The following is a 25473-nucleotide window of genomic DNA, read 5'->3' as shown; positions in this document are numbered from 1 at the left end:
GGCGAGAAGCAGCGGGAATAAAGGTCGGACAGCGGGCAGAACCGTTGGCACAGGCTATTTACCGTCATCCCGCATACTATTTTGATAATGCGCGGCATTTATGCATCATCCGCCCAGGTCATTGGAGGGTGATCGCAGTCCGAGAGGAACCAGATGCTTCGTTGCTCGCGATCTCGCGCCGCTGCCCTTGCCGTCGTCATGGCCGCGCTGCCGGCCCTGGCCATCACCGCCGAGACCCTCCCCGCCTCGGCCGCCCCACAGGAGGCCGTGCTCAAACAGGCCAAAGCGCAGCGCCAGTCCTTGATCGATACCATGAAGGCACTGGTCTCGATCGAATCGGGCAGCAAGGACCCCGATGGCCTGGCTGAGATCGCGACCCTGATCGCGGATCGCCTCAAGGCTCTGGGCGGCGAGGTCCAGCAGATCGAGCCGAAAGAGGTCTACCGCATGCAGGATACGCCCGAGAAGCTCGGCAAGATCGTACTTGCCCGCTTCACCGGCACCGGTACCAAGAAGATCGCCCTGATCGCCCATATGGATACGGTCTATCTGAAGGGCATGCTGGCCCAGCAGCCCTTCCGCATCGACGGCGACAAGGCCTATGGCCTCGGCATCGCCGACGACAAGCATGGCGTCGCCCTCGCCCTCACCACCGTGGCACTGCTGAAGGCGCTCGATTTCAAGGACTACGGCACGCTGACGGTGATGATCAACGGCGACGAGGAAATCTCCTCGCCCGCCTCGCGCACACTTCTCACCGAGATCGGCGCCGAGCAGGATGCCGTGTTCTCCCTGGAAGGCGGAGGCACCGGCACGGACAAGGTCACCCTCGCCACCGCCGGCATCGGCGCAGTCGCCCTCAAGGTGGAGGGTAAGGCTTCCCATGCAGGTGCCGCGCCCGAGCGCGGGATCAACGCACTCTACGAGCTGGCGCACCAGATCCTGCAGATGCGCGATCTCTCCGATGCCAAGCTCGGCCTCAAGCTGAACTGGACGGTGGCCAAGGCCGGCACCAATCGCAACGTCATCCCGGCCGAGGCGACCGCCCAGGCCGATGTGCGCATGCTGCGCATGGCCGATTTCGACCGCATCGAGAAGACGGTGAAGGAGCGCATCACCAAGAAACTCCTGCCTGATGCCAAGATCGAGGCCGTGTTCGAGCGCCGCCGCCCGCCCCTGCAGCCCACCGATGCCAGCCGCGCCCTGGCGGCGCAGGCCGGCGCCATCTATGGCGAGATCGGCCAGAAACTGACAGTGATCGACAAGGCTTCCGGTGGCGGCACGGACGCCGCCTTCGCGGCGCTTAAGGCCAAGGGACCGGTGATCGAGGGCCTGGGCCTGCGCGGTTTCGGCGCCCATTCCAACGATGCCGAATATGTCGAACTCGATTCGGTGGTGCCGCGCCTCTATCTGCTGGCGCGGCTGATCATGGACGTCTCGGCCGGCCAGGCGAAATAGGCCTGCATCGAGAGGAGACAGGAGGCGCGGCGAACTTTCGCCGCCCCTACTCGTTGGTCTTGATGTTGGTCCAGGTCCGCGTCCACAGCTTCTGAATCTTGGCGTCCGGCGCCGTGGTGGTAAACAGACGCGCCATGGTGGCCTCATCCGGGAAGATGGCGGGATCCTTCAGGATCTCGGGCTTGATGAACTTCTGTGCAGCGAGGTTGCCGGTGGCGTAGGAGATGAACTCCGTGTTCCTGGCAGCGACCTCCGGGCGCATCATATAGTCGATGAAGGCGTGGGCTTCCTCGACATGCTGGGCATCCTTGGGGATGGCCCAGCCGTCGACCCAGATCAGGGCGCCTTCCTTCGGGACGACATAACGGATATCGACCAGAGGGCTATCGGGAGACTTGGCATGGGCCTCGATGGCTCGGTTGCGCGCCTGAATGACGTCTCCGGCCCAGCCGACCACCAGGCAAAGATCGCCGGAGGAGAGTGCGCTCAGATAGCCCGAGGAGTTGAAGGTACGCACATGAGGCCTGATCGCCTTGAGCAGTTCCCCCGCCTTGGCGATATCCTTCGGGTTCTTGGAATCGGGATCGAGCCCGAGATATTTCAGGGCGGGCGGGATCAGTTCGTCCGGGGTATCGAGAATGCTGACGCCGCAATCGGCGAATTTGGCTAGGTTTTCCGGCTTGAACACGATACTCCAGCTGTCGATCGGCGCCTCGCCCAGGCGCTTCCTGGCCATGTCGACATTGTAGCCGATGCCGGTGGTACCCCACATGTAGTTCACGGCGTATTGGTTGCCGGGATCGTAGAAGGCCAGGCGCTGGAACACCTTGTCCCAGCCATGCTTGAGATTGGGGATCCTGGCCTTGTCCAGCGGCTGGAACACGCCGGCGGCAATCTCCCTCTTCAGATTGGGGCCGGTAGGGTCGACGACGTCATAGCCCGAATGGCCGGCATAGAGCTTGGTCTCCAGCACCTCGTTGGAATCCATGGTGTCATAGACGACCTTAATGCCGGTCTCCTTGGTGAAGCCTTCCAGGGTAGAGGGGTCGATATAATCGGCCCAGCTATAGACGTTGACCACCTTCTCGTCCGCCGACGCGACCCCCGCGACCAGGAAAGCGGCCATGGCCGCACCGGCCAGAGCCAGCAACTGGGACGGTCGAAAGCGGCTTCGACGAGAATGTGATCTCCAAATCGGTGTCGGGCGAGACGGCATGGGTATCTCCTCTGGACGTGCGTCATCATTGCCGCCGACGCCAGACGCCGACGGATGGGGATTGCGACCCTGCACGAAAGGCCGCTCTTGCGGTGGTGGGGCCTGGGCGATCCCGCGGCGCCTCGCTTCTGTCAGAAAAGCGCGGCTGCTCGCACCGAGAAAGGCCCGCTCGGCGTCACTCAGGATCCGGACAAGCGGGAACCAGCGCTCTTCGGCGCATCCGCCCCGGCTGTCCGGGTAAAAAATTGCATCGCGGTTGTCGCGCTACGAGCAGGCCCGCCCGAAAGCGTCTTCGCATCCGTGCTCGCGGTGGCGCTTCCTCCTTCTTGCTCGCTCAGGACGGCTGGGCTTCCGGCATAGGTCGGCCCAGGGATGAACGCACGGCCGGGATAGGTCCCGATGACGTGAAATGGTCAGGCAGTACGATGGCAAGATGCGATGCCGCGACCTCGCGCGCCTCCTCCCGCGACAGGTTCTTGGGTGCGATCATCAGATGCAGCCACAGGCCTTCGAGCATGCACACGATTGCCCGCGCCAGCTTGTGCGCATCGATGCCCGGCGGCACGAGTTCGGCACAGAGATCGGCAACGACACCGAGATTCTCCAAGTCGGTCTCGTTGCACATGCTGCGATAGGTCGGACGGGCCTTCGCCTCGCCGCGAAAGGCGCACCAGGCCGCCAGCTTGCGCGGCGTGCAGATCCTGCGGTCGAAATCGGCCAGGACCATCGCCCAGAGTCGTTCAGCGGTCGACGGCCCGGCCTGGGCAAGGGCGGCGCGCCAATGATCGCGATATTCGTCGGACAGGAAACGCAGCGTCTCCAGCAGCAATTGTTCCTTGGTCTCGAAGTGAAAGTTCACGATCCCGCGGGACATGCCGACCGCCTCGGCGACGACGCCGATCGTAGTGCCTTCATAGCCGTAGCGGGCCAGGCACTCGATCGTCGCGTCGATCAATTCGCTCCGGCGTTCGGCCCGGTTGATCCGTGTACGGCCCGTGCTCGTGGAAGTGCTCATCCTGGTGCGACCACCCTATAGCATTTTACAGAAAAGCTGATCGGCTTTTCGATTAAAAAATGCGTCAAAACAAATAGTTAGAGAGAAATTGCGATTCATGAAAATCGCAAATTTACTCAAGCCTCGCCGCGCGATCCCAGCCGGCGTCTTTCGAGCATGCTTGGCGAGAATGGTGGGATTGTCAATGCAATTTTTTGCTATACGTTCGTTCAGTATAATGATTATAACCGAACGAACGTATAGCAATTATCTGATCGGATATCCGTGACGGGAGTGCTGACGGACCTGCGTTTTGATGGTGCCGACGAGGGAATTTCCGTCCCTCCCCAGCACGACCAAAGGACATGTCCCGGCTGGTGAAGACGAGGTGACGACGATGGCGACGATTGGCTCGACGGCAGTGGCGATGGCGGCAGCGGAGGAGGACCTGACCGAGCGCGCCAGGCGCCATCTCATCCAGCCCTGGCCCGTAGCTGAAACCGTGGGCGACGAGGCTCGCCCGCTGATCGGCGAGGGCGACGGCATCTACATCACCGATGCCGCCGGCAAGCGCCTGATCGATGGGCCCGCCGGCATGTGGTGCACCAATATCGGCCATCGCCGGCGCGAACTCGCCGACGTCATGCACGAACAGGCGATGGCGCTGTCCTACAGTTCACCCTGGTACACCACGAGTTCGCCCTCTGTGGCGTTGGCCGAGCGGATCGCCGCCCACGCACCCGGCGATCTCAACCATGTCTTCTTCACCACCGGCGGGTCCTCGGCCGTGGAGACGGCGCTGCGCTTCATGCAGTTCTACAACAACGTGCGCGGGCGCCCGGACAAGAAGCTCATCCTCAGCCGCGGCAGCGCCTATCACGGCTCGACCTATCTTTCCGCCTCGCTCAATGCCCGCCCGCGCGACAATGACTGGATGGACAGCGCCGGCGACCTCGTCGTCAAGCTCTCGGCGCCGAACCCGTTCCGCCGCCCCGACGGCAAGACGGTGGCCGAATTCGCCGATGTCCTGGTCGACGAGTTCCGCGACACCGTCGCCCGGATCGGGGCCGAGCGGATCGGGGCCTTCGTCGCCGAGCCGATCCAGGCCTCGGGCGGCGTTATCGTGCCACCGGAGGGCTATCTCCCACGCATCCGCGAGATCTGCCGGGCCAACGACATCCTCTACATCTGCGACGAGGTAGTGACGGCTTTCGGCCGCCTCGGGCATGTCTTTGCTTCACGAGAGGTGTTCGAGCTCGATCCCGACATGATCACTTTCGCCAAGGGCGTCACCTCGGGCTATTTCCCGCTGGGTGGCGTGGTGATCTCGGACCGGTTGCTCGAGGACCTCCGGCGCTCCAACCATCCCGAGGCGATGTTCGCCCATGGCCTGACCAACACCAGCCATCCCATCGGCTGCGCTGTCGCCCTGAAGAATCTCGATATCCTGGAAGGCGGCGTCCTCGACCATGTGCGCGAGGTCGCGCCCTATTTCCAGGCCCGGCTCAGGAGCCTCATGGACCTGCCCTTGGTCGGCGAGGTGCGCGGCGTCGGCATGATGGCCTGTATCGAATGCGTCGCTGGGCCTGCCGGCGAGCTCGACGAGACCATCGGCAAGCGCATCGACGGCCACTGCCAGGAGCTCGGCCTGCTGGTGCGGCCGATCGTCAATATGTGCGTGATGTCTCCGCCGCTCACCATCACGCGCACCCAGATCGACGACATGGCGGCCATCCTGCGCGAGGGCATTTCGCGCACGATGGACGATCTCGAACGCGAAGGCCTGTGGCGGCGACCGACGAACTCGCAAGCCTTTTCATAATAGGGCGCGGATATCCTTCCCCGGTTTCGGGGAAGGTGCCGCGAAGCAGCGGAAGGGGGAGCGTGGCGCCAGCGGGCTAACAGACCTAAGGCTGAGCCATCCGCCCCCACCCGGCCCGCCGGGCCACCCTCCCCGAAACCGGAGAGGGATTACCGCGCCTCGTTGACTTGATCGAGACGGATGAGACGTCCGCTGGCACAGATGGGACAGCTATTTTTCGCCCAGGCGGCCTTACCCCATCGCCTTGATCACGGCCGCGCCCATCTCGCTGGTGGAGACGGCGTTTTGGCCGGCACTGGCGATGTCCTTGGTGCGCAGGCCCTCGCTCAGCACCGCCGAGATGGCGGCGTCGAGGCGATCGGCCGCTTCGCTCAGCCCGAAGGAATAGCGCAGCGCCATGCCGAAGGAGGCAAGCGTGGCGATCGGATTGGCCAGGCCCTTGCCGGCGATGTCGGGCGCTGAGCCGTGCACCGGCTCATACATCGCCTTGCGCTTGCCGGTCTTGGCATCCTCGGCGCCGAGCGCGGCCGAGGGCAGCATGCCGAGCGAGCCGGTCAGCATGGCCGCGACGTCGGAGAGCATGTCACCGAACAGGTTGTCACAGACGATCACGTCGAACTGCTTGGGCGTGCGCACCAGCTGCATGCCGCAATTGTCGGCTAGGATGTGCTCGAGCTTCACGTCGGCATATTCGGCCTTATGGACCTCGGTGACGACCTGCTTCCACAACACGCCCGACTTCATGACATTGTGCTTTTCAGACGAATGCACCTTGTTGCCGCGTACCTTGGCGAGGTCGAAGGCGACGCGGGCGATGCGCTCGATTTCATGGGTGGTGTAGACCTGGGTGTCGACGGCGCGCTTTTCGCCGTTCTCCAGCGTGACGATCTCCTTGGGCTCGCCGAAATAGACGCCGCCGGTAAGCTCGCGCACGATCATGATGTCGAGGCCCTCGACCAGCTCGCGCTTGAGCGAGGAGGCCTCGGCCAGCGCCGGATAGCACACGGCGGGCCGCAGATTGGCGAAGAGGCCGAGATCCTTGCGCAGGCGCAGCAGGCCGGCTTCCGGGCGCGCCTCATAGGGAACATCGGCCCATTTCGGGCCGCCGACCGCGCCGAACATAACCGCATCGGCCTGATCGGCGAGCTTCATGGCGTCCTCGGAGATCGCCTTGCCATGGGCGTCATAGGCAGCGCCGCCGACCAGATCCTCTTCCGTCTCGAAGGAGGCGAGACCGGTCTTGTTGAGGAAGGCGATCAGGTGTTTGACCTCCGCCATCACCTCGACACCGATGCCGTCGCCAGGAAGAAGGAGGAGCTTTTGCGTCGCCATGACCTGTCACCTTTGATTGGAATGCCGGCTGATTAGACGAGCAAGGGGGAAGGTGCAAGAAAAGCGCTACAAGAAAAGCATGGCGAGCGAAGGCTGCCTGGGATCGTAGGCAGCCTCGCCAACCCTTCAGCCTGCTGCGCCGATGCGGTAGACGACTTTGCCCTCCGCATTCCGAATTTCCGTCGCCTCGACCTGAAGGCTGAGCCCGGGAAGGGATGGCACTGCGTAGTTGCCGGCGACGGGGCGCAGGGTCGCCAAAAGTTCGCGGTAGCCTCGATCGTCGAGGGTGACATGCGTATGGATACCGTGGTTGCGGACGGCATTCGCATCGCCTTTTCCCCAGACCACGACACACTCTGGATGATAGAGCGACAGCTCCCGACCGAACGGCCAGCGATAGGGCAGCACCGCCAGCAGGGAACGCATCGTGGTGGCGCTGAAGATCAGCGTGGTGGTCGAACCGTCCCTTTCGGCCTCGACACGATCGCCATAGATGACTTCGGTGGGTGAACCGTCCTGCCGGGCTCGATCCTCGACAGCGCCCAGCACAACGGGATCGGCGAGGATACTGGTCCTGGCAATATCCGTCACTCGTTTGGTTGAGCGGCGGGCCAGCAGGGATTCGATCATGTCGACGCCAATATTCCAGACGGCATCCATCTCGTCGCTGGTGATGCCGACGGCCTGGACGAAACGCGCCTTGCCGTTTGGGGTGTCGAGATCGGGCAAGTCAGGATCGGCAATGAAGATCAGGCTGAAAATCTGCGTCTCGATTTCCTGCACGATCGGGGCGAGGCGCTGGCGGTAATGTCCCGGTTCGAACACATTGCCGGTGTTGAAGACATAGCGTCCCAGCCCCTGCAACATCTCGAACGGCCATTTCGGTGGTTCCGTCTCCTCACCGCGCTTAAGACGAAAGGTGAGTTCGAAACCAAAACCACTCTCGTCCGGATCGCTGGATTCCTTGCCGAACAGTTCGGTCAAGCCATAGGTGACATAGTGCCAATGCGGCGTGTCGCCGGCGCCCTGGTAGACAGAAACACCGTTGAGGACGCTGGAGCCCCCCAAGCCTGGCGGCGGCACCGCGGCGACATGGACTTCCTTCTGCCCGGGATAGAGACGCTCACAAGCTGCATCGATGGCATGCCAGCCTGGAGCCTCATCCTTGTCGATCTGAGCCATTTCCGCACTCCCACGGGTTTCCTTGCAGCCGCATCGATCCCCATAAGCGGCACCTCTTGCTTCTCGATTAGCCTCCCCGCCCTCAAACGAACCATAGCGATGAGAGATCAGGCCAGCCAAGCTTTTCATGCCGCTACGTCACCCTGCGAGCGTCGGCATGTTCTGAAGGGCAGGTCCTTGACAGACTCACCCCCCTCCTCGACCTGTCAGGGTATGATCGAGGCCGAACCAATGACAGCGGGCGCATCGCCATGGCACCGCAGGCGTGCTCATGGCTAACCCGGGCGAAGTCGTCGAGGTGCTGCTGCCGGTGGCGCTGGAGCGCACCTACAGCTACCGCGTGCCCTTCGGCAACACGCTGATGCCGGGCGATATCGTGCGCGTCACACTCGGGCCGCGCGAGGTGGTCGGCGTGGTCTGGGACGGCGACGGCGTGCTGCCTGCCTCCTCCAACCGGCTGAAATATGTCGAGGAACGCCTCGACATACCTCCGCTCGGCGCCGAAATGCGCCGCTTCATCGAATGGGTGGCGAACTGGACGCTGACGCCACGCGGCATGATCATGCGCATGGCGCTGCGCGCCCCCGAATTGCCGCCTGAAAAGCAGAGGCTCGGTTATCGCCTGGGCAAGCACGAGCCCGAGCGCCTCACGGCGGCGCGCCGGCGCGTGCTCGACCACCTGTCCGATGGTTTCGTGCATGAAAAGCGCGCGCTGATCGAGGCGACCGGCGTATCGCCGAGCGTGGTCGACGGCCTGGTCGATGCCGGTGCCGTCGAGCCTCTGGCTCTGCCGCCCGAGCCGGTGGCCGGCACCCCGGATCTGGCCTATGGCAGCGCCAGCCTGAACGAAGCGCAGGCGCTGGCCGCCGCCAGCCTCTGCCAGGCCGTGGCAGCGCGGCGCTTCTCGGCGATGCTGCTGGAAGGCGTCACCGGTTCGGGCAAGACCGAGGTCTATTTCGAGGCGGTGGCCGAAGCCGTCAAGCAGGGCGGCCAGGCGCTGATCATGCTGCCCGAGATCGCGCTGACCAACCAGTTCCTCGACCGCTTCGCCGAGCGCTTCGGCGTGCGCCCGGCCGAATGGCATTCAGGCGTATCGGCCAACAAGCGGGCCAAGCTCTGGCACGGCATCGCCAAGGGCGAGGTCGCGGCGGTGGCCGGCGCCCGCTCGGCCCTGTTCCTTCCCTTCGTCGATCTGAGAGTCATCATCGTCGACGAGGAGCATGACAGCGCCTACAAGCAGGAGGACGGGCCGCGCTACAATGCCCGCGACATGGCCGTGGTGCGGGCCCGGCTGATCGACGCGCCGGTGGTGCTGGCCTCGGCCACCCCCTCGATCGAATCGAGGGTGAATGCCGATCGCGGCCGCTACGGCCATATCACTTTGCCCCAGCGTTATGGCGGGCGGGCGCTGCCCGCGATCGCCACGGTCGACATGCGCGAGGGCGGCCCCGAGCGCGGCAAATTCATCGCGCCCCGCCTGGTCTCGGCCGTGAAGGAAACCCTGGCGGCAGGGGAGCAGGCCCTGCTCTTCCTCAACCGGCGCGGCTATGCCCCGCTCACCCTCTGTCGCAAATGCGGGCATCGCTTCCAATGCCCGAACTGCACGGCCTGGCTGGTGGAGCACCGTTTCCGCAAGAGCCTGGTCTGCCACCATTGCGGCCACACCGCGCCCGTGCCGCGCCAGTGCCCGAGCTGTGAGGGCGAGGACACGCTCACCCCGTGCGGGCCGGGCGTGGAGCGCATCGCCGAGGAGGTCTCGGGTCTCTTCCCCGAGGCTCACACGGTGATCCTGTCCTCCGACATCCATGGCAGCGCCGAGCGCCTGCGCCAGGAACTCGACAGCGTGGCCAAGGGCGAGGCCAATCTCGTGATCGGCACGCAGCTCGTCGCCAAGGGGCACAATTTTCCTTTTCTGACGCTGGTCGGCGTTGTTGATGCCGATCTCGGCCTTGGCACCGGCGATCCGCGCGCGGCAGAGCGCACCTTCCAGCTCCTCGGCCAGGTCACCGGCCGGGCCGGGCGCGGCGAGCGCCCGGGGCGCGCTTTGCTGCAGAGCTACGACCCCAGCCATCCAGTGATGCAGGCGCTGGTCTCAGGCGACAAGGAGAGCTTCTATGCGCGCGAGATCGCAGTGCGCGCCAAGGCCGGCTTGCCACCCTATGGCCGCATGGCCGCGCTCACCATTTCCGACGAGGATCGCGGCAAGGCGGAGGGTTTTGCCCGCCAGCTCGTCAAATCGGCGCCCTTCGATGCCGCCCTGCGCGTGCTCGGCCCGGCCGAGGCGCCGATCGCGGTGATCCGCGGCCGCCACCGCATGCGCCTGATCCTGCAGGCCCCGCGCGACTTCGCCCTACAGGACTATATCCGCGCCTGGCTCGCTGCCGGACCGAAGGTGAGCGGACAACTGGCCGTGGACATCGACATCGACCCGATGAATTTCGCCTGAGCCCCCTCTCCCAACTTGGGAGAGGGGAATTGCCTCTCACACCGCGTAATCCATCGCCTCGAGATCGGCGATCAGGCCGGGGCTGGCGGGCTGCCATCCCAGCGTCCTGCGGGTCTGCTCACTGGAAGCCGGCATGTCGTGCCCGGCAAACAGGCCGAGCCAGCCAAAATGGGCTCCGGCCTCGCTGAGGGGAATCGACCTCGCCGGCACCTTCAGGCCCCGGCCGATCACCTCCGCGATTTCCCGCTGCGTCACACCTTCCTCCGCCACCGCATGGTATTTCGCACCGGGCTCGGCCTTCTCCAGCACGAGGCGGTAGAGGCGGGCGACATCGAGGATATGGGCCGCCGACCAGCGGTTCCGACCCTCCCCAATATAGGCCGACACGCCCTTTTCGCGGGCCACTGCGATTGCATAAGTGACGAGGCCCTGCCTGACGGTATCGTGGACCTGGGGAAGGCGCACGACCGAGACGTTCCCGCCCTCCGCGGCCACGGCCGCAGCGGCCTCCTCCGAGGCGGCGCGCGGGATTACTTTCGAACTGACTACGGCGCCGTCCTCCCGGGCCAACTCGCCAGGCACGGTACTAGCCATGGCGGTGCCCGAGGTCACGATCAGGGGCCTGTCAGAGCCGGCAAGTGCGGAGCCGAGCGCCGCGATCACGCGGCGATCATCCTCGCAATTGGCGGCGAAGGTCGAGAAATCATGGTTGAAGGCGAGGTGGATGACGCCATCCGAGTTGTTAGCGCCGGCCCTGAGGCTGTCGAAGTCTTCTAGCGAGCCCCGATGGGCTTCGGCGCCCACCCCGGCCAGGCCAGCGGCCTTGTCTTCCGAACGGGCCAGGCCGAGCACCTGATGGCCTGCCCCGATCAATTCCTTCACCACGGCCGAGCCGACGAATCCGGTTGCGCCGGTCACGAATACGCGCATGAGCAAGTCTCCTATCTGGGTAGAAGACAAGCATCGGCGCCTGCGCTATCCTGGTAAAGTAGTGATTTTATCGTATTATAATGACTAACAGGATGAGTGGGCAGCTCACGCAGGAAATCAGACTCGGCAGCTATCTGAGAGATCGCCGCGCCAAGCTCGACCCAGCCGCCTTCGGCTTTGGCCCGGCGCGCCGGCGCACGCCTGGCCTGCGCCGGGAGGAGGTCGCCCAGCGGGCCAATATCAGCCCGACCTGGTACACCTGGCTCGAACAAGGGCGCGGCGGGGCGCCCTCGGCCGACGTGCTCGACCGTATCGCCCGCGCCCTCCTGCTGACCGAAGTCGAGCGCGAGCACCTCTTCCTGCTCGGCCTCGGCCGCCCACCCGAAGTGCGCTACCGCAAGGGCGAGGACGTCACGCCACGGCTGCAGCGCGTACTCGACGCGTTGGAGCCGAGCCTGGCCCTGGTCAAGACGGCGACCTGGGACATCGTGGCCTGGAACCGGGCCGCCGCCGCGATCCTGACCGACTACGGCGCGCTGCCGCCCCATCAGCGCAATGTCCTGCGCTTCATGTTCCTCGATCCGCACGTGCGCGCCGCGCAATATGACTGGGAGAGCGTGGCTCGCTTCGTGGTTGCGACCTTCCGAGCCGACACGGCGCGCGCCGGTGCGGCGGCGGAAGTGGAGCCCCTCATCGAAGAACTCTGCCGGCTCAGCCCCGAATTCGAGGCGATGTGGCGCGACAACGACGTCCGCGCCCATGGCGACGGCGTCAAGCGCCTGCGCCACCCCGTGCTCGGCCCGATCACGCTGGAATATTCGGCCTTTACCGTCGACGGCCGGCCCGATCTGAGCATGCTGGTCTACAACCCGACGCCGGAAGATCGCGACAGGATCAGGGCCTTCCTCGACGGGCTCGAGACGATCTCCCCTCTCCCCAGTGGGGAGAGGGGTCGGGGGTGAGGGAAGTCGCCTCAGAAACAGAAGTTTCCCTCTCCCCATTGGGCGAGAGGTTCTCGACGCCTATCAATCAAGCTTCCCCGCAGCCGCTGCGGTCTCGCGCAAAACCGGGTCGAGTTCCCCCATCACCTGCTCATTGGGGAAGCGCAGGACGATAAATCCCATGGCTTCGATGGCAGCCGCGCGCTTGGCGTCATAATCGCGCTGATCATCGTGATGGACGCCATCAAGCTCGACTACCAGATGTCGTTCGATACAGAGAAAATCGACCGTGTAATCCAGCAGGGGTACCTGTCGTCGAAACTTCAGCCCTTCGAGCTTTCGCCCGCGCAGCGCTTGCCAGAGTCGATCTTCCGGCTTGGTGCGGTTGACCCGTAAATGACGGGCAAAGCGGCGTTGCTCGGTGGCCAGGATGATACCCACGGATGAAATTCGGCAGCGACGAGACGAGAACGGGGCATGGGCGATTACGCAAGCGAAAAGCCTCACATTATTGCGCGCACCCCCTCTCTCGAGTCGGGAGAGGAGTCAGGGTGAGGGAAACTGGCAAGCATTCATCAGCTTCCTCCCTCACCCCCAGCCCCTCTCCCCACCGGGGAGAGGGGGACACGTGGAAGTTTCTCGCGACAGCCTCAGACGGTATGAGAATCCCCAACCGTCTTGATCCCCGCGAGCTCCCATGCCCGATCCCGTCCCCTCTCCCCGCCAATTGCTCGAGAATGTTGGCCTCGGCGCCCATGCCGAACGCATCCTGCCCCATGAGCTGCCCGCCATTGCGATCCTGCTGGGCACGGGGCCCGGAGACGCCGGCCAGAGCCGGATTGGCGGCTTGCCGGGCCTGCCGGCCTCCTTGGCCTGGCCACGCACGGCCAAGGGCGAGGCCATGGAGTTCGCGCTCCAGATAGCCCTCGCCGAGCTCCCCGCCGCCGCCAGCGCATTGCCACGGACCGGCATGCTGTATGTCTTCATCGGCCTCGACGAACCGGCGACCAATGTCGAACACCGCATCCTGCTTCACACCGGCACGGAGCCCCTGCATCCGGCCGCGCTGCCCACCGAGATTGCCTTCGCCAACGACATGTTGGCCGATGTCGAGCCGCGCCGCCTCGAATTTGTGGCCGTCCCCGACTTCCCGCGCTGGGCCACGCAGGATTTTTCAACAGTGACCCGCAACATGAGCGAGGACGAGCACGACACCTACAACGAGGATTTCATGTGGTCGCTCGAGCCGAAAACGGCGAGCCCCATCCTCGGCAAGCTGTTCGGCCACGCCGCCGGCATCGGCTCGGACCCGCGCGAGGACGCCTATGTGGTGCGGGAGGTCAATCCGAAGTGGCTCTACAACGCCCGGGAACGCGCCAAGCTCGATCTAGCGCCGGCGCGTAGCTGGCGTCATCTGCTCACCATCGATTCCTGCATGCCCCTCGGTCTCGGCATCTGGGACGCCGGTTATCTGCAATTTCTCCAGCACGAGAACGACCTCGAAAAACTGGACTTTTCCAGGGTCTATGCCGCCGTGGAGAGCAGCTGAGAATCCGCTCGACGTGCAAGGGGTTCCCCACGACGGCCAAAAAAGGTATGAGCGTCGCCATATCGCGTTGAATTGAGCGAGTCATCATGACCAGTCCTGCCGCCGAAACCCGCCAGCTTCTCGAGGCTCTCGGGGTTCCGGCCAACCGCTTCACCGGCGGCTCCCGCACCGTTCGCACCCCCCTTACCGGCGAGACCATCGGCGCCGTTCAGGAAGACAGTCCGGCTGAAGCCAAGGCCGCCATCGGCAAGGCGCAGGCCGCTTTCGAAGCCTGGCGCAAGGTTCCCGGTCCGCAGCGCGGCGAACTGGTTCGTTTGCTCGGTGAGGAGCTGCGCGCCGCCAAGACCGAGTTGGGGCGCTTGGTCTCACTGGAAGTCGGCAAGATCGCCTCCGAGGGCCTGGGCGAAGTACAGGAGATGATCGACATCTGCGACTTCGCTACCGGCCTGTCGCGCCAGCTCTACGGCCTCACCATCGCCACCGAACGCGGCGACCATCGCATGATGGAGCAGTGGCACCCGGCCGGCGTGGTCGGCGTGATCTCCGCCTTCAACTTCCCGGTCGCGGTGTGGAGCTGGAACGCGGCACTGGCCTTCGTCTGCGGCGACAGCGTGGTGTGGAAGCCCTCCGAGAAGACCCCGCTCACGGCGCTCGCCGTCGAAGCCATCTTCAACCGTGCCGCCAAGCGCTTCGGCGGCGTGCCGGACGGCCTGCTCACCCTCATCCTCGGTGCCCGCGAGGTCGGCGAGGTGTTGGTCGACGATCCGCGCGTCCCCGTCGTCTCGGCCACCGGCTCCACCGCGATGGGCCGCATCGTCGGCGAGCGCGTCGCCCGCCGCTTCGGCCGCTCGATCCTCGAACTCGGCGGCAACAATGCCTCCATCGTCACGCCCTCGGCCGATCTCGATCTGGCCTTGCGCGCCATTGCCTTCGCCGCCATGGGCACCGCCGGCCAGCGCTGTACCTCGCTGCGCCGCCTGATCGTGCATGACAGCGTCTATGACGCCCTCATCGGCAAATTGAAGAAGGTCTACGCCGGCATCAGCGTCGGCAATCCCCTCACCACCGAATCGCTGGTCGGCCCGCTGATCGACAAGGCCGCCTTCGACGGCATGCAGAAGTCGCTCGACGAGGCCCGCAAGGCCGGCGGCACCGTGCATGGCGGCGCCCGCGTCGCGGAAGCCGGCCCGCAGGAGGCCTATTACGCCCGTCCGGCCCTGGTCGAGATGCCGGAGCAGGTAGGCCCCGTCGTTAACGAAACCTTCGCCCCGATTCTCTATGTGCTGAAGTACTCGGCGTTCGACGACGCCCTGGCACTGCAGAACGGCGTGCCGCAGGGCCTGTCCTCCTCGATCTTCGCCACCGACATGCGCGAGGTCGAGCGCTTCGTCTCCGCCCAGGGTTCTGATTGCGGCATCGCCAATGTCAATATGGGCCCCTCGGGTGCCGAGATCGGCGGCGCTTTCGGCGGCGAGAAGGAAACCGGCGGCGGGCGCGAGAGTGGCTCGGACGCCTGGAAGGCCTATATGAGGCGCCAGACCAGCGCCATCAATTACGGCCGGACCCTGCCGCTGGCGCAGGGCGTGAAATTCGATGTCGACGACGGAGGGACGAGCCCTTGAGGATGGCGGAGACGAGACGCTTGAGAAACCTTAAATTCGCGCTGGCCGGCTGTGTGACAGCCGGTTTCCTCACCCTCCCCGGTCTGGCACAGGCGCAGACGCAGGCACACCAGGCCCCCTCGCAGGCCGTGGCGGTTGAAGCGCCCGGCCCGGTCCTCAAGGCCAAGGCCAAGCTCGAAAAGCGCGCCAAGCGTTCCGGCGCTGCGGCTATCTCCGTTGCCAAGGCTCCCGAGACGATGAAGGCCGGCGAAACCACGCTCGCCGTCATCCCTCTGCCGCCCTCCCGCCCGCGCGACATCGCCGATACAGGCCAGGCAGCGCCCGCCGCACACGAGGCGGAGATCCAGACCGCCAGCATCCCCGCGGCGGCACCGGCAGCCATACAGAAGACTGCTGCCGAGCCTTTGAATCTCAAGCCCCTCGGCAATGTCGATTCCCTCATCACCAAGCATGCCGCCCGCTACAACGTGCCGGAAAGCCTGTTGCGCCGCGTGGTCAAGCGTGAAAGCGGCTTCAATCCCGGCGCACGTAACGGCCCCTATCTCGGCCTGATGCAGATGCGGCTCGATACCGCCCGCGGCATGGGCTATCAGGGTGGCCCCACCGGGTTGTTCGACGCCGACACCAACCTCACCTATGGCGCCGCCTATCTTGCCAATGCCTGGCGTGTCTCCGGCGGCAGCCAAGACAGGGCTGTGCGGCTCTATTCCAGCGGCTATTACTACGAGGCCAAGCGCAGGGGCATGCTGCCGCATCTGATCAAGGGCAAGCCCAGCCGCTAGAGCATAATCCAGAAAAGTTGCACGACTTTTCGGCCAAGATCATGCGTTGAAACAAAAACTTGGAGAGCACGATCCGATCAGTTTGATCGGATCGTGCTCTCCAAGGAGGGAACAACCCTTCTCCGCGAAACGGAGAAGGGTTTTCAACCTTCAGTAGCGACCCGCGCCATATTCGACATGTCCCAGCCCGAACTCAGCATCATCGTTCCCACCAAGGACCGCCCCGACCTTCTGCGACGGGCGCTGGCTTCGGCGCAGACTCAATCCTTCCGGGATTTCGAGCTCGTCGTGGTGGATGACGGCGACGGCAGTGGCGCGCGGCTGGCCGAGGAACTCGGCCTCGATCGCTTCCAGGCCCTGCTCACCGGTGGCAGCGGCCGGGTTCCGGCCCGCAATCTCGGCGTCGCAGCGGCGCGCGGCCGGCGCATCGCCTTCCTGGACGATGGCGACTGGTGGGCCGAGCCGGACCACCTCGAGCGCATGCTCGCCAAGGCCGATAACCGAGGCCTCCTCTATGCATCCGGCTGCATCGTCACCGAGGGCGATCGTACCGATGCCGGCAGCGAACTCACCTTCGACGCCCATGCCGACAGCCAGGCGATCCGTCGCGACAACCGCCTGCTGGTTTCCGGCGTGATCTATCCGCGCAGCCTGCACCAGAATCTCGGCCCCTTCGACGAGAAATTGCCCTATTATTGGGACTGGGACTGGTATTTGCGCCTGTTCGCGGCCGGCGTACCGTTCTCCGGTCCCCTGAGCGGGGCCGTGCGCATCTCGGCCCGGGAGGACAGTGTCTCCGCCGCAGCCAAGCTCGCCACGCGCCAAGTCAATCTCGCTCGCTTCTCGGCCAAGCACGAACTCGGCCAACTGGTGCTGCGCAACCACGAGTCGATTGCCCAGGAGGGCGGCCGGCCTTCGTGAGGAAGCTCCGGCTGGAACTCTACTCTCGCCCTCATGAAAAGTCTCCCGATTGCCGTAGCGTTTCGGCAAGGCGTCTCGGCATGCTTGCGGATCGACGATTGCTCCCTATGATCTGATGCAACCATAACGAACATCATCCAGGGAGATCCACATGTCCGCCATGCTCCTCAACCGTCGTCACCTGCTTTCCGCCGGCGCCGGACTTGCCTTCGCCACCATCGCGGGGCCTGCAATGGCGCAAAAGCGCATTCGCATGGTAATCGCCACCGGCGGCACCGGCGGCGTGTTCTATCCCTATGGCGGGGGCCTGGCCAAGATCCTGTCGGAGAAGGTCCCGAACCTGCAGGCGACCGCGCAGGTCACCGGCGGTTCGGTCGACAATGCCAAGCTGCTGCATGCTGGCGAGGCGGAACTCGGCTTTTCCACCCTCGATTCCACCTATGACGCAGTCGAGGGCCTCGGCGCCTATGAGCAGGACGGCAAGCAGGACATACGCGTGCTCGCCGTGCTCTATGATTCCTTTCTACACGTGGTGGCCGGCAAGGATGCCGGCATCACCAGCATCGCCGATCTCAAGGGCAAGCGCGTCTCCATCGGCTCGGCAGGCTCCTCTACTGAATCGATCGCCGACCGCGTCCTCCTCGCCGCCGGGCTCGATCCCAAGACGGACGTGACGCGCGACAATCTCGGCGTCGCCGAATCGGTCGGCGCACTCAAGGATGGCAAGGTCTCCGCTTTCTTCTGGATCGGGGGCGTGCCGACCTCGGCGGTGCGCGACCTTGCCACCACCGGCCAGCCGCCGATCAGCTTCATCCCTGCCGATGCCGAACTCGCTGCGGTGGAGAAGAAATATCCAGGCCTCTATCGGCCCTTCCTACTCAAGAAGGACGCCTATGCCGGCCTGAGCGGCGACGTGCCGGGCCTCGGCATCGCCAATGTCCTGATCGTCTCGGCCAAGGCCGAGGACAGCCTGATCACCACCATGCTGGACGGCATCTTCAACAATCTCGACGACGTGCACAAAGTCCACCCGGAAGCGCGCAAGCTCTCCCTTGCCACGGCAGCGACCAAGACGGCGGTACCCTTTCATCCGGCGGCGGAAGCTTATTACAAGGCCAAGGGCGTCTTGAAGTGAGGGGTTGGCTTTGAAGCAGCAGACGCGACCTTTGTCATTGCTGGGCTTGACCCGGCAATCCAGCCTTTCTTTCAACGTGAGGCCGGCGGAAGAGCTGGATGCCCGGGTCAAGCTCGGGCATGACAAAGATTGGAGCCTTTAATCACCCTCTATCTTCCATCGAGGAGCGGGGTTCACCGGCATTGCGCCCCATCACAAAGCAACCAGCATGCGTGAAACCGAAACCAGGGTCGAGCTGACCGAAGAGGAATTCGAGAGGCTCGCTTCCGACAATGAGGGCGGCCCGGCGGCGCATCTGTCCGGCTGGCTCGGGCGGGTGACCGGCCTTTCGCTCTTCGGCCTTTCTGCCTATGTGCTCTATTGGACGCAGTTCGCCGTCAACACTACGATCTACCGGGTCAGCTTCCTGGCCATCGTGCTGGCGCTGGTCTTCGCCCTCTTCCCTTTGGTGCGCGACCGCGCGCCGCGGGCCACCTCGATCGAGGAATGGCTGGCCGGGCTTCTCGGCGCCCTCGCCTGCATCGCTTTGGCGCTACAGAGCGGCATCTTCGCCCGCAGCCTGCCGGCAGCGCTGCAGCTCGTTGTCGTGGGTCTCACCTTTGCCCTGATGCCGCTGGCAACGCGCAGCCGGCTCCTGATCACCACCCGCGTGCTCGACTGGATCCTGGTCGCTCTCTGCGTCGGCACGGCGCTGGTGCTGTGCCTGACCATCGAGGACTACAAGGCCCGGCCCACGCGCCCGACGCCGGAAGAACTGGTGCTCGGCGGCGCGCTGATCCTCCTGGTACTGGAGGCAACCCGCCGCACCGTCGGCTGGATCCTGCCGGCGATCGCCATCATCTTCCTGATCTATTGCTATTTCGGGCCATCGATACCCGAGCCCTTCGACCATCGCGGCTTCTCCCTGCAGCGCATCATCGGCCAGAACGCCTTGACGCTGGAAGGCTTGTTCTCGACGCCGCTCGACGTCGCCGCCACCTTCATCATCCTGTTCACCATCTATGGCGCGGTGCTGGAGCGTGGCGGCGCCGGCAAGTTCTTCATCGATTGGGCCTTCGCCCTGTTCGGCAAGAAGCCATCGCCCTCAGCGCCCGGCCGCGCCGTGGTGACCTCGGGCTTCCTGCTCGGCACCGTCTCGGGCTCGGGTGTCGCCACCACCGTGACCATCGCCTCCCTTGCCTGGCCGATGCTGCGCCGCTCGGGCTATACGCCCAACGTCGCCGGCGGCATGCTCTCGGCAGCCGGAATCGGCGCCACCCTGTCGCCGCCCACGCTGGGGGCGGCCGCCTTCATCATCGCCGAATATCTCAATGTCGATTATCTCGACATCCTGATCTACGCCACCATTCCGACCCTGCTCTATTACCTCTCCTGCTGGCTGATGACGGAGGCGGATGCCCGTCGCCTCAAGGTCACGCCGGTGAAGACATCCGACGCCTCGTTGTGGCAATTGACCCGCAGGGAGGGCTATCACTTCCTCTCCCTGGGTGCGATCGCCGTCTTTCTCATTCTCGGCTTCACCTCCTTCCTGGCGGTGTTCTGGTCGATCGCCATCGCCTTCGGCCTGTCAATGATCCGCGCGCATTCCCGCCTGGTGACGCCGCGCGCCTTCGCAATCGGTGCGGTCGCCGTCCTCGCCGCCTATGGCTTCGGCAAATCCGGCCTGTCGGCGCAGATCGGCTTGGTCAATCTCTTCGACGGGCGCATCTCGGTCTGCGTGTTCTGGGGCATGGCTGCAGCGGTGCTCGCCTCCGCGCTGGAAGCCTGGCTGGCCCTGCGCGCCGGGCGCACACCGACCCCGGCCTCGACGCGGATGATCGAGGCCTTGATCGACGGTTCGCGCTCGGTGCTCGGCATCGCCTCGATCTGCGCCTGTGCCGGCATCATCGTCTCCGTGGTCAACCTCACGGGTCTGGGCCTCACCATCTCCTCGATCATCGTCACGCTCGGTGGCGGCGAGCGGGTGGTGGTGATCATCCTTGCGGCCATCGCCATGTGGATCCTCGGCACCGCCGTGCCGGTTACGGCGAGCTACATCATCGCAGCGGTGATGCTGGTGCCGGCACTGACCGGCGTCGGTGTCCCGGAACCGGCCGCCCACATGTTCCTGTTCTATTACGCGGTGCTGGCGGACGTCTCGCCGCCTACGGCGCTGGCGCCCTTTGCCGCCGCCGCGATCACCGGCGGAACGCCCTTCCGCACCATGATCCAGGCTTGGAAATACACGCTGCCTGCCTTCCTGGTGCCCTTCATGTTCTGCCTGACGCCGGACGGCCTGCGCCTGCTCATGCTTACCCCCAGCGGCGGCTGGCCTTCCGATCTCGGCGAATGGCTGCAGGTGCTGCTGACCACCGCGACCTCCTGCCTCGCCCTCGTCGGCCTCGCCATAGGCGCGACAGGCTATGCCCTGCGCCATGCCAAGGCACTCGAACGCATCTTGGCCACCATTGGCGGTGCTCTGCTGCTTGCCGCCGACGCCTTGGCCGATCTCGGCGGAACCGCCTTCCTCGGCGTGGCTCTCCTGCTGCACTGGCTGCGCGTGCGTCCCACACTCGGCGAGAAGGAAGCGTAGACGGGGCAAATACCCCTCGAAGAATTCCTCCGCCTACTCCGCCTCGGCCCGCGTGCGCTCCACCAGCAGGCGGGCACAGGTGCGGAAGGCATCGAATTCGGCGGTGAGACTCTCAACACCAAGGCGCTCGCGATAGCGGTCCGCCAGCTTGCTGGAAAACATCCAGGTGCCACCGCCCGGATTGACCTCGATGATATAGAGTTCGCCCGTCTGCGCCCGCAGGATGTCGCAGGCCTGCAGAGCCACTTCCGGCATGGCCCGGTAGGCCTCGGCAGCCAGGGCCAGGATGTCGGGCTCATGGGTGGCATAAACGAAAACATCGGGCGGCGCCGGCATGAAGTCGGCAACCTCATAGGTCTCTTTGGTAAGATCGAGCGCCAACGGTCTGGTGGATTCGCGCCCGAAGGTAAAGATGGTCTCGCCGAACAGAGTCAGCACACGGCAGGTCATGGCATGGCCGCAATCGACGAATTTCTGCGCGATCATCGGCCCCTGGCGGCCAGGATGGCCAGAGGGATAGTCTCCAGGCTGCCTGTAGCGAATTTTATCGCTGTGCTGGAGCTCGACGCCCTGGCCCCAGGAGGCGAAGGGGTAGGACGGCTTGACCACCGCCAAGGGACCGTAAATCTCGGGCGAGAGCACCGTATCGGGGCCGATCTCCTCGAAGGGCGGCACCGGCACGCCGGCCGCAGCCAGCCGCTGCACTTCGACCAGTTTCGACATCGGCTGGCCCTGATAAATCCTGCCGCGATCCGGCTTGAAGCGCTGCAGTCGAATCGGCGAAAAGATCAGGGCAGGACGCGACGCCGCTTTCTTGCGCGTATAGGAGGAAGGGGCGTCGTTGGAAGCGATGAACACCTCGATATCGGGCGCCATTTCCTCAACGAAGCCCTTGATGGCTTCGAAATCAGCCACGCTCTGCCAGCCTTCGCTATGCACCAATACGAGATTGCGGCTCGGTTCCATCCGAAGGCTCTCACACATTCACTGGCGAGCCGCCGCCAAAGGCTGCGGCCTTGACGCGATAGGCCAGCACCTCGGGAGCAAGGCGCGATGCATCCGCAAAATATTTGCCGGCTTCGGAATGCCGCTGCAGATCAAGGCAGGCGAGCGCCGCCAACTCACAGGCCTTGTCGGTAAACAGCGCACGGTCGAAGGCGAGCCAGCCATCGGGCAACCTGTCCGGGTCGATATCGCGCAGGAAATGAGCGACCTCAAGCGCCTGCTCGGCCCGACCGGCCGCCAGGAGTGCGCGGCCCTTGAGAAAATGCAGGGCATAGTCGTCCGGTTGGCGCGCCAGCGCGGATGCAATCAGGTCAAGCGGATCGCGTCCGTGCTGCAGTTCGGTCCGCGCCAGGAATTGATAGAGCAGGCTCGCGGTGGCGCTGCGATTGTCGTCATCCTGCCCTTCGGCCCGCGCGAGGCCTTGCCAGGCGGCATTCTCAGCCTCTTCCAGCCGGCCGAGCCCGGCATAGGTCTCCGCCAGATGATGCCAATAGAACAGCCGGTCGGGATCAAGCGGCAAGGCCTGCTCCAGCAAAGCCAGATTGCGCGGATGCTTGTGGGAGATGTCGCCGTCATAGCCCAGATGATCGATCTCGACATCCGTCTGCACCACCGGCCACCCTTCCTGCCGGCTCACCGCCTTGATGGCGGGTACCATGGTCTCATGAATCATGCCGGCAAAGCGGATGCGCGGATCGGCCCGGAACAAGCGCCATTCGCGATAGCGGGTGAAATTGGTCTTGGGCTGGAAGCGCACGAAGCCGGCGACGGCCTCGGGATCGATATAGTCAGCGAGGCGGCCGCCCCGCGGCAGGCCCAGGCGCTCATCGGCATCGATATAGAGCACCCAGTCGGTGCGGACCTGATCGAGGCCGAAATTGCGCGGACCGGCGAAGTCCCCTCGCCAGGCCTGGTGCAACAGCCGCACACCGGCGCTTTCGGCGATCTCGATCGTGCCGTCGGTTGAGCCGGTATCGACGATGACGATCTCGTCGACCTTTTCAGCCAGCGTTTCCAGGCAGCCCGGCAGAAATCGCGCTTCGTTCTTCACGATCATCGCCGCGGATGTGGTGATCGCGCTATGCATCTTGATAAGCCGATTGCTTTGGACAAAACAAAGCCTCCGATACGACAGACCGTGTCGCCGGAGGCTCCTAATAGACAATGCAGTAGAGACGGGTGGGTCACACCGCTCCTGCGAAACCTTGATACGATCAGGTATTGCCCATCATCGACAAGGCATTGTCGGTCGACATTTCCTTGACGGACATCGACAGCACCTTGGGAGCCTCGTAGGGCGCACGGGCGGCGAGGACGCCAGCCTTCTTGACGGAGGCCGTCGGAGCCGAGTTCGTGGCATTGAGCTTCATAGCGGTGGCAGTGGCGGCCATCTTAAACCTCGTCGTTTCTTGCAGCAGGCGGTATGCCATTTTGGAAACCGATGGATTCACGTGTAGGTAGAAGATCGGGAGCTGTCAATCGAGGAGAGGGCAGCGGCGACGACGGCCCACCGCTTCCTCCGGGGAACTGTCGCGGAAACGCATTCCGTGCCCATATTTCTATGACTGGCCAGGGCTTTTTCCAGTGCATGAGAGGTATGATTCGGTATCGGTACTCAAATACTGTTACCGATCTGCCACATCCCATGGCGAAAATATGGCTGGCGACCGTAATGCCGGGCAATTCCTTTGACTTGGAATCGCGGTTCTCCCATAGCTTCGCATATAGGAATGTTTCGGTGCCGAATAGAGTCGCGGGGCCGGGTTAAGAGCGAGGGGCGTTGATGTTTAAGGCAGTTTTCGTACCGACCGTAATGGCCGTGGCCCTGTTTGCGGGTGCAGCCAGCGCTGCCGATCTCGCGCCCCAGGCCGTCGAGCCCGTGGCTCCCGTCTACACCCCCTATAATTGGTCCGGCCCTTATATCGGTGTTCACGCCGGTTATGGCTGGGGCCGCGAGGACGACAACCAGAGCCGTCTGTTCTCCGAGAACGGGCCAATTCCCCAAGCTGCTGACAAGTTCAACATGAACGGCTTCGTCGGCGGCGCGCATGCAGGCTACAACTACCAGATCGACCAGTTCGTGATAGGCGGCGAAGCCGACATCGACTACGCCAATCTCAAGGGCAACCATCGTTACAGCTATTCGGGCGGAGGCGTTACCGGGCGCCTGCAGATGAAGAGCGAGTGGCAGGGTTCGCTGCGCCTGCGCGCGGGCTACGCCTTCGATAATCTGCTGGTCTATGCCACCGGTGGCCTTGCCTTCGCCAATGGCAAGCTGTCGGACCGGGGAGTGAACGGTGCGTCGAGCGACGACAACACCCATATCGGCTGGACCGTGGGTCTGGGCGCCGAATATGCCTTCACGCAGAACTGGATCGGCCGCGCCGAGGTGCGTTACTCCGACTTCCAGAAAAAGGGCTACGACACGCCCAACGGCAGGGTCAAGGCTGGCTGGAACCAGACCACGGCAACGCTCGGCGTCAGCTACAAGTTTTGATCCAATCGACCAGAATTCGACGAGAACCCGGCCATGTGCCGGGTTTTTGTTTTGGCGGGCCTGCTATAGAGGGGTAGCGGGAACCGAACCGAGGTGAAATCCCCATGATGTCGCTGCACGGCAAACGGGTCTGGGTCGCCGGCCATCGCGGCATGGTCGGGGCCGCGTTGATGCGGCGGCTGCAGGGCGAGGGCTGCACCCTGCTGACGGCGGGCAAGGACGAACTCGACCTCCGGCGTCAGGCCGAGACCGAGGCCTGGATCGAGCGGATGCGCCCTGAGGTAATCTTCCTCGCTGCCGCCAAGGTCGGCGGCATCCTTGCCAATGCCAGCCTTCCGGCCGATTTCCTCTATGACAATCTCGCCATCGAGACCAATGTCGTGCATGCGGCCGCGCGGGCCGGCGTGGCCAAGCTCGTCCTGCTCGGCTCGAGTTGCATCTACCCGCGGGAGGCTGCCCAGCCGATTGGCGAGGACCAGTTGCTGTCGGGCCCGCTCGAACCGACCAATGAATGGTATGCGATCGCCAAGATCGCCGGCCTCAAGCTGGTCCAGGCCTATCGGCGCCAGCATGGCTGCGACTTCATCGTCGCCATGCCCTGCAATCTCTATGGCCCGCACGACAATTTCGACCTGGCGTCGAGCCATGTCCTCGCCGCCTTCATCCGGCGGGTGCACGAGGCCAGACTGCGCGAGGCGCCCTCCATCGAGATCTGGGGCAGTGGCACCCCTCGGCGCGAATTCCTGCATGTCGACGACTGCGCCGACGCTTTGGTGCACCTCGCCACGAACTATTCCGACGAAAAGCCGATCAATATCGGGACCGGATGGGACATCACCATCTTGGAGCTTTTGGAAACGGTAAAGCGCGTCGTCGGCTATACCGGCGCCACCACGCATGACCGCAGCAAGCCAGACGGCACGCCGTGCAAGCTGATGGACTCTTCGCGAATTGCCGCATTGGGCTGGCGCCCACGCATCGGGCTCGAGGAAGGTATCGCCGAAACCTATGCCTGGTATCTTACCCAGGAGGACAGGCTCAAACCTGCGCGGCCCTAGCCTTCTCGATC

Annotated in this window: 21 protein-coding genes; 12 read left to right on the top strand and 9 right to left on the bottom strand. The window is 64.4% G+C overall.

Features of this window, described 5'->3' with window-relative positions; translation table 11 throughout:
- Positions 1 to 153: 153 nt before the first annotated feature.
- Positions 154 to 1458 (top strand): M20/M25/M40 family metallo-hydrolase, encoded by a 1305-nt coding sequence (locus ACN6KF_RS24820; RefSeq protein WP_434959413.1) that lies wholly within the window; start codon positions 154 to 156, stop codon positions 1456 to 1458.
- A 46-nt stretch (positions 1459 to 1504) separates the two neighbouring features.
- Here ACN6KF_RS24820 and ACN6KF_RS24815 read toward each other — a convergent pair whose 3' ends face one another.
- Together ACN6KF_RS24815 and ACN6KF_RS24810 are read right to left on the bottom strand one after the other, a co-directional pair.
- Positions 1505 to 2584, bottom strand: a complete 1080-nt coding sequence (locus tag ACN6KF_RS24815; RefSeq protein WP_434959412.1) for a polyamine ABC transporter substrate-binding protein — start codon at positions 2582 to 2584, stop codon at positions 1505 to 1507.
- A gap of 424 nt (positions 2585 to 3008) precedes the next feature.
- Entirely contained in the window at positions 3009 to 3689 is a 681-nt protein-coding gene (locus ACN6KF_RS24810; RefSeq protein ID WP_434959411.1) for a TetR family transcriptional regulator C-terminal domain-containing protein, read from the bottom strand.
- A gap of 376 nt (positions 3690 to 4065) precedes the next feature.
- On the opposite strand from ACN6KF_RS24810, the gene ACN6KF_RS24805 reads away from it, so the two are divergent.
- Positions 4066 to 5490 (top strand): aminotransferase, encoded by a 1425-nt coding sequence (locus ACN6KF_RS24805; protein WP_434959410.1) that lies wholly within the window; start codon positions 4066 to 4068, stop codon positions 5488 to 5490.
- Between the two features lie 231 nt (positions 5491 to 5721).
- Here the strand turns inward: ACN6KF_RS24805 and leuB are convergent, their stop codons facing one another.
- Both leuB and ACN6KF_RS24795 read right to left on the bottom strand, forming a co-directional pair.
- Positions 5722 to 6822 carry a 3-isopropylmalate dehydrogenase gene (leuB, locus tag ACN6KF_RS24800; protein WP_434959409.1) on the bottom strand — a complete coding sequence of 367 codons (1101 nt, stop codon included), beginning with the start codon at positions 6820 to 6822 and terminating at the stop codon, positions 5722 to 5724.
- Between the two features lie 126 nt (positions 6823 to 6948).
- Complete coding sequence (locus ACN6KF_RS24795) at positions 6949 to 8004, bottom strand: suppressor of fused domain protein (protein ID WP_434959408.1); 1056 nt, start codon at positions 8002 to 8004, stop codon at positions 6949 to 6951.
- Between the two features lie 271 nt (positions 8005 to 8275).
- Between ACN6KF_RS24795 and ACN6KF_RS24790 the strand changes: the two genes are divergently transcribed.
- The gene (locus tag ACN6KF_RS24790) at positions 8276 to 10450 is read left to right on the top strand and encodes a primosomal protein N' (protein WP_434959407.1); all 2175 of its coding nucleotides are present in this window, start codon (positions 8276 to 8278) and stop codon (positions 10448 to 10450) included.
- Between the two features lie 36 nt (positions 10451 to 10486).
- Here ACN6KF_RS24790 and ACN6KF_RS24785 read toward each other — a convergent pair whose 3' ends face one another.
- On the bottom strand, positions 10487 to 11380 hold the full coding sequence (locus ACN6KF_RS24785; RefSeq protein WP_434959406.1) for an SDR family oxidoreductase: 894 nt from the start codon (positions 11378 to 11380) through the stop codon (positions 10487 to 10489).
- Positions 11381 to 11472: 92 nt separating this feature from the next.
- Here ACN6KF_RS24785 and ACN6KF_RS24780 point away from each other — a divergent pair, with 92 nt between their 5' ends.
- Entirely contained in the window at positions 11473 to 12342 is an 870-nt protein-coding gene (locus ACN6KF_RS24780; RefSeq protein WP_434959405.1) for a helix-turn-helix transcriptional regulator, read from the top strand.
- A 63-nt stretch (positions 12343 to 12405) separates the two neighbouring features.
- On the opposite strand, the gene ACN6KF_RS24775 is transcribed toward ACN6KF_RS24780, so the two are convergent.
- Positions 12406 to 12762 (bottom strand): endonuclease domain-containing protein, encoded by a 357-nt coding sequence (locus tag ACN6KF_RS24775; RefSeq protein ID WP_434959404.1) that lies wholly within the window; start codon positions 12760 to 12762, stop codon positions 12406 to 12408.
- A gap of 256 nt (positions 12763 to 13018) precedes the next feature.
- Here ACN6KF_RS24775 and ACN6KF_RS24770 point away from each other — a divergent pair, with 256 nt between their 5' ends.
- From ACN6KF_RS24770 to ACN6KF_RS24745, 6 genes are all read left to right on the top strand, one after another.
- Positions 13019 to 13870, top strand: a complete 852-nt coding sequence (locus ACN6KF_RS24770) for a DUF1963 domain-containing protein (protein ID WP_434959403.1) — start codon at positions 13019 to 13021, stop codon at positions 13868 to 13870.
- An 86-nt stretch (positions 13871 to 13956) separates the two neighbouring features.
- Positions 13957 to 15492, top strand: coding sequence for an L-piperidine-6-carboxylate dehydrogenase (amaB, locus tag ACN6KF_RS24765; RefSeq protein WP_434959402.1), 1536 nt, complete (start codon positions 13957 to 13959; stop codon positions 15490 to 15492).
- 20 nt (positions 15493 to 15512) lie between these two features.
- Positions 15513 to 16274: a transglycosylase SLT domain-containing protein gene (locus ACN6KF_RS24760; RefSeq protein WP_434959401.1), complete on the top strand. Its 762-nt coding sequence runs from the start codon at positions 15513 to 15515 to the stop codon at positions 16272 to 16274.
- Between the two features lie 177 nt (positions 16275 to 16451).
- Positions 16452 to 17195, top strand: a complete 744-nt coding sequence (locus ACN6KF_RS24755) for a glycosyltransferase family 2 protein (RefSeq protein WP_434959400.1) — start codon at positions 16452 to 16454, stop codon at positions 17193 to 17195.
- Positions 17196 to 17346: 151 nt separating this feature from the next.
- The gene (locus tag ACN6KF_RS24750) at positions 17347 to 18330 is read left to right on the top strand and encodes a TAXI family TRAP transporter solute-binding subunit (protein WP_434959399.1); all 984 of its coding nucleotides are present in this window, start codon (positions 17347 to 17349) and stop codon (positions 18328 to 18330) included.
- Between the two features lie 208 nt (positions 18331 to 18538).
- Positions 18539 to 20902 carry a TRAP transporter permease gene (locus tag ACN6KF_RS24745; protein WP_434959398.1) on the top strand — a complete coding sequence of 788 codons (2364 nt, stop codon included), beginning with the start codon at positions 18539 to 18541 and terminating at the stop codon, positions 20900 to 20902.
- Positions 20903 to 20935: 33 nt separating this feature from the next.
- Here the strand turns inward: ACN6KF_RS24745 and ACN6KF_RS24740 are convergent, their stop codons facing one another.
- From ACN6KF_RS24740 to ACN6KF_RS24730, 3 genes are all read right to left on the bottom strand, one after another.
- On the bottom strand, positions 20936 to 21868 hold the full coding sequence (locus tag ACN6KF_RS24740; RefSeq protein WP_434959397.1) for an ATP-grasp domain-containing protein: 933 nt from the start codon (positions 21866 to 21868) through the stop codon (positions 20936 to 20938).
- Positions 21869 to 21878: 10 nt separating this feature from the next.
- Positions 21879 to 22994: a glycosyltransferase gene (locus ACN6KF_RS24735; RefSeq protein ID WP_434959396.1), complete on the bottom strand. Its 1116-nt coding sequence runs from the start codon at positions 22992 to 22994 to the stop codon at positions 21879 to 21881.
- Between the two features lie 127 nt (positions 22995 to 23121).
- Complete coding sequence (locus ACN6KF_RS24730; RefSeq protein WP_434959395.1) at positions 23122 to 23298, bottom strand: hypothetical protein; 177 nt, start codon at positions 23296 to 23298, stop codon at positions 23122 to 23124.
- 392 nt (positions 23299 to 23690) lie between these two features.
- Between ACN6KF_RS24730 and ACN6KF_RS24725 the strand changes: the two genes are divergently transcribed.
- Together ACN6KF_RS24725 and ACN6KF_RS24720 are read left to right on the top strand one after the other, a co-directional pair.
- Complete coding sequence (locus ACN6KF_RS24725) at positions 23691 to 24404, top strand: outer membrane protein (protein WP_434959394.1); 714 nt, start codon at positions 23691 to 23693, stop codon at positions 24402 to 24404.
- Between the two features lie 104 nt (positions 24405 to 24508).
- Positions 24509 to 25462 (top strand): GDP-L-fucose synthase family protein, encoded by a 954-nt coding sequence (locus ACN6KF_RS24720; protein ID WP_434959393.1) that lies wholly within the window; start codon positions 24509 to 24511, stop codon positions 25460 to 25462.
- The last annotated feature ends 11 nt before the right edge of the window (positions 25463 to 25473 follow it).

This window comes from Labrys methylaminiphilus subsp. lupini (assembly GCF_051161885.1).
Classification (GTDB): Bacteria; Pseudomonadota; Alphaproteobacteria; order Rhizobiales; family Labraceae; genus Labrys.
Note: the sequence above shows the minus strand (reverse complement) of the source record. Positions and strands in the feature narration are given on the sequence as shown.